The sequence below is a fragment of the Trinickia sp. genome, assembly GCF_051961175.1.
In the GTDB taxonomy this organism is placed as follows: Bacteria; Pseudomonadota; Gammaproteobacteria; order Burkholderiales; family Burkholderiaceae; genus Trinickia.
In genome coordinates, this window is record NZ_JBQCDN010000237.1 from 1 (window position 1) to 7851 (window position 7851).

Genomic DNA, 7851 nt, shown 5'->3' on the forward strand with positions numbered 1-7851 from the left:
GCCCGATCGGCCCCGTTCGGCTCACGTTCCTGGGGCAATACACGAAGTTCGACAATTTCGCCGGCCCGCAGACGTTCCACGGCGGCGATTAGCCGAGCGCCGCGGTGCTCGGGCGCGCATCTGCCGCCGCATCTGCCGCATTGTCTCCGCCGGTGCGACCGGGTGTCGCGCTCGGCCGCCCGACCCTGAGGTTGCGGCTTAGTCAGGCCCGCCCCTTGAAGCCGCAGCCAGCGGGTTTCCGTTGTGTCTGGCGATGGTTGCCGCCAGCGAGCGACGTTCAATCGATCGTCGCGGTGCACCGGAGCACGCTGCCGTTTCAGCGAATCGCCGTCAGGCTCCCCATGCTTATCTTGCGTGACAGCATGGTGCGCAGGATTTTTCGGCATGGGTTTTCGACAATGTGATGCAGGGCAACGGTACAGCCGAGTCATAAGATCGCGAAAATACCGATCTGGACCGGCAGGAGTGATAGCTCATTTACCGAGGGCAGTGCGGGCCGGTCCAAGTGTTGCGAGCGAGCGCCGCAATACGACGATCGTCGTCGGGAGGGCGGCGCTTTCCGGTACACTGTGCGCCGTCACGAAAGTGTCACAGCCGGACGCGGCGGGGACGTCTAGCAACACGACATGCATACAGCCCCGTACGGGCGCGCTTCAGGCGTAGGCGGCACGTTCATTAACCGTTTGTTTTTATTGTGGTTTTGCTGACTATATGTTTGGTCGATTCATGCCCACCGAGGGCAAGTTCTTTGAAATTTTCAACGAGCACGCCAAGTGCATCGTCTCCGCGAGCGAGGAGCTCGAGCGCCTGGTCGACAACCTCAGCGAAGCCGAAATCCACAAGCAGCGCGTGCAGGCCAATGAAAAGGCGGCAGACAAGCTGACGCACGAAACGATCGATCTGCTGCACAAGACCTTCATCACGCCGCTCGATCGCGACGAAATCCACAAGCTCATCACGACGATGGACGACATCCTCGATTTGATGGAGGACGTCGCCACGGCCGTTTCGCTCTACGACGTGCAGGCGATGACGTCGGAGGCGAGCCAGCTCGCGCATATCTGCACCGAGACGGCCAAGCACGTCCAACGGGCTGTGAGCATGCTGTCGGACATGAGCCAGGCCCGCCAGATCCTGTCGGCCTGCGAGGAAATCGATCGACTGGAATCGGAAGCCGATCGCGTGCTGCGAGCGGCGATGTCGAAGCTGTTCCGCGAGGAAGACGACGTCAAGACGCTGATCAAGTTGAAGGCCGTGTACGAATTGCTCGAGTCGATTACCGACAAGTGCGAGGATGTGGCGAACATCATCGAAGGCATCGTGTTGGAAAACGCGTAACGCGGGCGGACCACACTGATGCAATCGATCCAGATCGCCACCTGGGGGCTTGCGACGCTGATCATCGTCGCACTGGCCTTCGATTTTATGAACGGCTTTCATGATGCCGCGAATTCGATCGCGACCGTCGTCTCGACGGGCGTGCTCAAGCCGCAGCAGGCCGTTGCGTTCGCGGCGGCGTGCAACGTCATCGCTTATTTCATCTTCCACCTGAAGGTCGCGCAAACGGTCGGCAAGGGTACGATCGATCCGAAGATCGTCGATCACTACGTGATCTTCGGCGCGCTGGCCGGCGCGATCGTCTGGAACATCCTGACCTGGCGCTTCGGCATTCCCGCCAGTTCCTCGCACGCGCTGATCGGCGGGCTGGTGGGCGCAGCGCTGGCCAAATCAGGCTGGTGGGCGTTGAACATCGACGGCATCCTGAAAACCGTCGCATTCATCTTCATTTCGCCGCTGCTGGGGTTCATTCTGGGGTCGTTCTTCATGACGGCCGTGTCATGGATCTATTTCCGAACGCCGCCCAGCAAGGTCGATCGCCGTTTCCGGCGTCTGCAGCTCATCTCGGCCGGCCTCTATAGCCTGGGGCATGGCGGCAACGACGCGCAAAAGACGATCGGTATCATCTGGATGCTGCTCATCGCCACCGGCTACGCTTCGGCCACGGCGGCTTCTCCGCCCGTGTGGGTCATTGGCGCCTGCTATTTGTCCATGGGTCTGGGCACACTCTTCGGCGGCTGGCGGATCGTGCGTACGATGGGGCAGAAGATCACCAAGCTCAAGCCGGTCGGCGGCTTCTGCGCGGAAGCGGGCGGTGCGATCACGCTGTTCACGGCTTCGGCCATAGGCGTGCCCGTATCGACCACTCACACGATCACGGGCGCGATTGTCGGTGTCGGCGCCACGCACAAGCTCTCAGCGGTGCGCTGGGGTGTCGCGGGCAGCATCGTCTGGGCGTGGGTGTTGACGATCCCGGCATCGGCACTGCTCTCAGCGGCCGCCTGGTGGCTCGGGCATCGGTTCCTGTGAGCCGCGAAGCCTGGCCGGTCCGGTAGCGAGAAAGCATTCGTTACCCTCTCGAGAGCGATGCTTGGGGCTGATTGATGCCCGATGCATCGCTTTTCTCGTTTGAACTCCCGTTCGTTGCAGCAGGCGCTAAAAAAATCGGCTGTCCGCGCCACGCATCGGGCTCTCCATTCGTCTGGTCTTATTCAGCGTGATTGGCGAACCGGGCGATGGGATCGTCGCTCGTCGAAGTGGGTGGGGGTGCCGCACTGGGCGCCGTCGACGCGCGCATGACTTGTCCGCTCGGCTCTGCGCGCGTGGGCTGCACCGGGACCGCCCCCGCTTGCGCGGCCTGACGCGCCGCTTGCGTTACCACAGGTGGCGGCGGTTCGAACGCGTCCGCTGCCGCGTCGATCGGATCCTCGCTACGTGCCGCGGTAGCTGCCGTGCTGACCCGCGCGGTGGGTGCCGGCGGAACGGGGGACACCGAGGGGCGCGCGCTGGCCGCAGCGACGGCTGTCCGCACGGGCGGTGCTGCGGCAGGTGTGTCGGGCGCAGTGGGCGCAACAGGCGCAATAGGTACAATAGGCGAGCGGGGCGCCGCCAATTCGGTCGGCGCATCGAACGGCGACGGCGCTTTCAGCGGCGGCGCGACGCGCCGAATGCCGTCGAAGCGCTTGGCCCAATAAGGGTTCGTCAGATAGTCGAGCCGGACGGTGCCGCCCGTCGACGGCGCATTCACGAAGCGCAATTTGCCGACGTAGATGCCGACGTGCGAATGCGCACGGCCCGTCGTATTGAAAAAAATAAGATCGCCCGGTGCAATCTCGTCAGGGTCGATCGATTCGCCCCGGCGGCTGATATCGGCCGTCGTTCGCGGCAAATCGACATTGGCCGCGCGGCCGACGATATACCGCACCAGGCCGCTGCAATCGAACCCGCTGTCGGGCGTGTTGCCCCCCCAGCGATACGGAATGCCGATCAGGCTCATCGCCTCGATCGAGATTTCTTCGCGGCCAATGCTGTGATCGACGAACCGTGGCGAGCCGGGCGGCATCGTCCGCTGGGTGTTCTCGCCGCCGTACGTACTGCCTCCCCCGCGCGTGCTCCGGGGCGGCGCGCTCGAGCACGCGGCCAACGATAATGCAACGAGAACGAGAAGCCAAAGTCGCAGCATGAAAGGGGTGTCCTGGCGCGCGTGTCGTCAGGTGCCGATAGATCGATTGAACGGCGCGCGCGTCGAATGGCGCCTGCGCCGGCTATTGCGGCCGATAGTAGCCCTGCCGGCGGGGCTTCGGCAAGAATTCTTCATCAATTACTTGAAGTTGTGGGCGCAAGCGTTGCCGCCCCGAGACGGCCGAGCACGGCGGCGCGGCGCGTTGCGGCCCCAAAAAACAAAAACGCCCGGTACAAACCGGGCGCGGAACGTCGAGCACGAAAGGCCGGGGCGAAGATTCCGCCCCGAAGCCATTGAGCCGTTTAGAGAATATCGGAAGCGTAATCCGCGAGCCGCGAACGTTCGCCGCGGGCGAGCGTGACATGGCCGCTGTGCGTCCAACCTTTGAAGCGATCCACCACGTACGTGAGCCCCGAACTGCCTTCGGTCAGATACGGCGTATCGATCTGAGCGATGTTGCCGAGACAGACGATCTTCGTGCCGGGGCCCGCGCGCGTGACGAGCGTCTTCATCTGCTTGGGCGTCAGGTTTTGCGCTTCGTCGATGATGAGGTACTTGTCCACAAAGGTGCGCCCACGCATGAAGTTCATGCTCTTGACCTTCAGGCGCGAGCGGATCAGCTCCTGCGTGGCGGCGCGGCCCCATTCGCCCGCGCTGTCGTCGGTGCGCTGCAGGACTTCGAGGTTGTCGTCGAACGCGCCCATCCAGGGCTGCATCTTCTCTTCCTCGGTACCGGGCAAAAAGCCGATGTCCTCGCCTACGGGCACAGTGGCACGCGTGACGATGATCTCGTTGTACCGCTTTTCGTCGAGCACTTGCGCGAGGCCGGCTGCCAGCGCGACAAGCGTCTTGCCGGTACCGGCTTGACCCAGCAGCGTCACGAAGTCGATGTCGGGGTTCATGAGCAGGTTCAACGCGAAGTTCTGCTCGCGATTTCGCGCCGTAATGCCCCAGACATTGTTCTTGTGATGGCTGTAGTCGCGCAGCGTCTGCAGCACCGCCGTCTTGCCGTTGAGCTCACGCACGATTGCCTGGAACGGCGGCTCACCCGTTTGCGGCTCGAGATAGACGAACTCATTGACGAGCAGGGACGGACACAGCGGGCCGGTCACACGGTAATAGGTCGTGCCCGTCTTGTTGTCCTGCCAGCTTTCCATGCCCTTGGCATGCTTGGTCCAGAAGTCCTGGGGCAGGGCGCGCACGCCCGAGAACAGCAGATCCTTGTCCTCGAGCACCTGATCGTTGAAATAGTCCTCCGCGGGCAAGCCGAGCGCATGGGCCTTGATCCGCATGTTGATGTCTTTCGACACCAGCACGACCTGGCGATCTTGACGATCGCGTTGCAGCGCGCGGACGACGCCGAGAATCTGGTTATCGGCCTTGCCTTGCGGCAGCCCTTCGACGGGCTCGATATCGGCGAGCTTCGTCTGGAAGTACAGCCGTCCGAGCGCCTCGCGGCTACCGAGGCCCGCGAGCGGGAGCCCTTCGGTGATGGCTCCGGCATTCGCCACGAGCGAATCGAGCGTGCGGCTCACCTGGCGCGCATTGCGCGCGACTTCGGACATGCCCTTCTTGTGATTGTCGAGTTCCTCGAGCGTCATCATCGGCAGATAGACGTCGTGTTCCTCGAAGCGGAAGAGGCACGTTGGGTCGTGCATGAGCACGTTCGTGTCGAGCACGAAAAGCTTGCGCAATTCGGTTTCGACTGAGGCGGCCTTGGACGTGCGGGCTTTGACAGCGCCGCGCGGGGCGAGCGCTTGAACCGGCTCCGCAACGGAGGCAGGGGCCTGCTGGCGCGCTTGTACCGGGGCGGGCACAGCGGGTTGCACCGCCGGTTGCAAGAGCGCCGCGGTTTGCTTCGATTTACGGCCGCGCGCGGTGGGAGCGGATTCGGCGGCAGGCGACGACGTCAATGGGCGCAGGGTCGCGCCCGCATTGGCGGCGGCGCCCATCGGGGCGGCAACATGGGTGGTCGAGCCGTACTCGGCGGCCTCGGTTTGCTCCCCCATCGTCCCCTGTTTTTTGGCGCCTCGCGCCGGCCGGGCTTTGGCCTTGAATTCATCGGGCGGCAACAAGCTGCCGAGTTTGCTGGGCGGGGTAGGCAAAGGCATGGTTTCCCTCAAAGAATCGGGTCGCATCTCATGCGCCACCGAACGCTCGGTCCTTGTTCGCGGGCGAGCCCTCAAGCAGCGCGTTTCAGGTTTCGGTTCGCCGGTTCGCCTAGATTTCGATCAACTCCTTCGCAAGAGTCCGGCGGGAGGAAACGGCCCGGCCGCCGAAAAACAAAAAAGCCGCCGCTCCTGTTGCGATGGAGCAAGCGGCTCGGTTTCGAGCATCGCGCAGCGCTGGACGGATGATACGTCGACCGAATCGACAGCGCTCGAGCGGACAAGACGAAGTGAACGGGAACTCATTGCAACGCAATATAACGCGCGTCAAAGCCCTTGTACAGCCTCGAGCGTTTCGTCCACATGGCCCGGCACTTTTATCCCTCGCCATTCGCGCCGGAGCACGCCTTGCGCGTCGATCAGGAAGGTCGAACGCTCTATGCCCCGCACCTCCTTGCCATACATCTTTTTCATCTTGATGACGCCGAACAAGGTACACAGCGCTTCATCGGCATCCGAGATCAACGGAAACGGCAATTCGAGTTTGGCTTTGAAGTTATCGTGCGAACGCAGGCTGTCGCGCGAGACACCGATGATCTCCGCGCCCGCCTCTTGAAACTTCGGATAGAGGTCGCGAAACTGCAAACCCTCCGTCGTGCAGCCGGGCGTGTTGTCTTTCGGATAGAAGTACAGCACGAGCTTCTTGCCGCGCAGGCCGGACAGCGTGATATCGCCGCCCGTCGCAGGGGCTGAAAAATCGGGGACGGGTTGGTCGACTGCAATGGGCACGTGTTTCTCCTGTTGTTATCGCGCAAAAAGGTCGAGTGTTCGAGGGGCCGTGTGGTCGGGCTGACAAGTGGATGGGTAGAGCCTGCCGGGCCGCAGTGAGCGTGCTTCGCCGCGCCCGCTCAGTCCGGCTGGACGATCAGCTCGCCCGAGCGGCCTGGAATCTCACCCCAGGTGACAGGGTACGATGGCAGCCCGTCGCGGTCCAGCGCGGCATGGTAATCGCCCATCGTCGCAAACGTGTGACCCTGCGCATGCCATCCCGCGAGCAGCTGCTCGAAGATGGGGGCGAGCTTCTGTCCTTCGAGCTCGGCGTGCAGCGTAAACACCTGATCTTGCGGGCTGCGCTCGGTGGCCGCGAGCAAGCGCCCGGCGACGTTCGATTCGTCGCAGCCGTCCACGCCGATCAATTCGTCCAACGTTGGCAGCGTAGTGGGTAGTTGCACGTGGCGCAGCGCCTTGCCATTGACAACGGGCCGGTACGGCGAGTGGCCGCGCCCGTCCGAGGCGTAGCGCATGCCCCAGGCGTCGATCTGCTCGAAGGCGTGCTCGTTCATCTGCCAGCCGGCGGAGCCATGCGTGGTGGGCGGCGCACCGAAGATCTCGACGAAGCGGGCAAAGCTTTTTTGCATTTCGCCGGCGGTCCAATCACGCCCGCGCGTACGCACGTTGTCCTGCCAGTACACGTGATCCCACGTATGGATGCCGCATTCGAAGCCGGCCTCATGGATGGCGCGCATTTCGGCACGCGCGCGCCGGCCGATGTCGGGGCCAGGCAGCAGCACGCCGTACATCAATTGCTTGACGCCGTAGTGTTCGACGACAGACGTGCGCGAGACCTTCTTCAGGAACCCCGGCCGCAACACACGCCGAAGCGCCCAGCCCGTGTGGTCCGGGCCGAGGCTGAACAGGAATGTTGCGCGCGCCTTGTAGCGATCGAGCATACGCGCGAGGTTGGGCACACCCTCGCGCGTGCCGCGCAGTGTGTCGACGTCGATTTTCAGGACGATACGGGGCAAAGTCGCTCCTCGGCGTAACGGCAGACTGCGGGCAGACTGCGGGCAGTCTTGGCTGACGACGGCTGCGCCGCGATTACTGCTGCTCGACGAGTGCGCGGGCATCGGCCACATGGCCGCGGTATGCCTCGAAGATCTTGCGGAGGGCTTCGTCGAACGTCGCCTTCGGTGCCCAGCCCAGCTCGGACATCGTGTTCTCGATCTTCGGTACCCGGTTTTGGACGTCTTGATAGCCCTGGCCGTAGTAGGCGCCCGACGACGTTTCCACGAGGTTCACGGCCTTGGCCGATTCCGCGTATTCGGGGAATTCGGCCGCCAGCGCGAGCATCTTGTGGGCGCGCTCGCGCACCCAGCCGTGGTTCGGGGGGTTGGGGGTGGTGTTGATCTTTGCCGCAGCGCTGCCGTTCGGAGTTTGGTTGTT

6 protein-coding genes and 1 pseudogene are annotated in these 7851 nt (G+C 63.4%); 2 read left to right on the plus strand and 5 right to left on the minus strand.

Going from position 1 to position 7851, the window contains the following annotated elements; all coding sequences use genetic code 11:
* The first annotated feature begins 711 nt into the window (after positions 1-711).
* Together ACTHL0_RS14505 and ACTHL0_RS14510 are read left to right on the plus strand one after the other, a co-directional pair.
* Positions 712-1338, plus strand: coding sequence for a DUF47 domain-containing protein (locus ACTHL0_RS14505; protein ID WP_440567483.1), 627 nt, complete (start codon positions 712-714; stop codon positions 1336-1338).
* Positions 1339-1356: 18 nt separating this feature from the next.
* Positions 1357-2367, plus strand: a complete 1011-nt coding sequence (locus tag ACTHL0_RS14510; protein ID WP_440567485.1) for an anion permease — start codon at positions 1357-1359, stop codon at positions 2365-2367.
* 178 nt (positions 2368-2545) lie between these two features.
* On the opposite strand, the gene ACTHL0_RS14515 is transcribed toward ACTHL0_RS14510, so the two are convergent.
* The 5 genes and pseudogenes from ACTHL0_RS14515 to ACTHL0_RS14535 all read right to left on the minus strand — a co-directional run.
* A complete protein-coding gene (locus tag ACTHL0_RS14515; protein WP_440567486.1) occupies positions 2546-3520 on the minus strand; it encodes an NlpC/P60 family protein in 975 nt (324 codons plus the stop codon).
* Between the two features lie 302 nt (positions 3521-3822).
* The gene (locus ACTHL0_RS14520) at positions 3823-5631 is read right to left on the minus strand and encodes a PhoH family protein (RefSeq protein ID WP_440567488.1); all 1809 of its coding nucleotides are present in this window, start codon (positions 5629-5631) and stop codon (positions 3823-3825) included.
* A gap of 324 nt (positions 5632-5955) precedes the next feature.
* Complete coding sequence (locus ACTHL0_RS14525) at positions 5956-6417, minus strand: peroxiredoxin (RefSeq protein ID WP_440567490.1); 462 nt, start codon at positions 6415-6417, stop codon at positions 5956-5958.
* A gap of 119 nt (positions 6418-6536) precedes the next feature.
* Positions 6537-7433, minus strand: coding sequence for a polysaccharide deacetylase family protein (locus ACTHL0_RS14530; RefSeq protein WP_440567492.1), 897 nt, complete (start codon positions 7431-7433; stop codon positions 6537-6539).
* 73 nt (positions 7434-7506) lie between these two features.
* Positions 7507-7851: pseudogene (locus tag ACTHL0_RS14535) on the minus strand (bifunctional UDP-4-keto-pentose/UDP-xylose synthase); the annotation flags it as partial.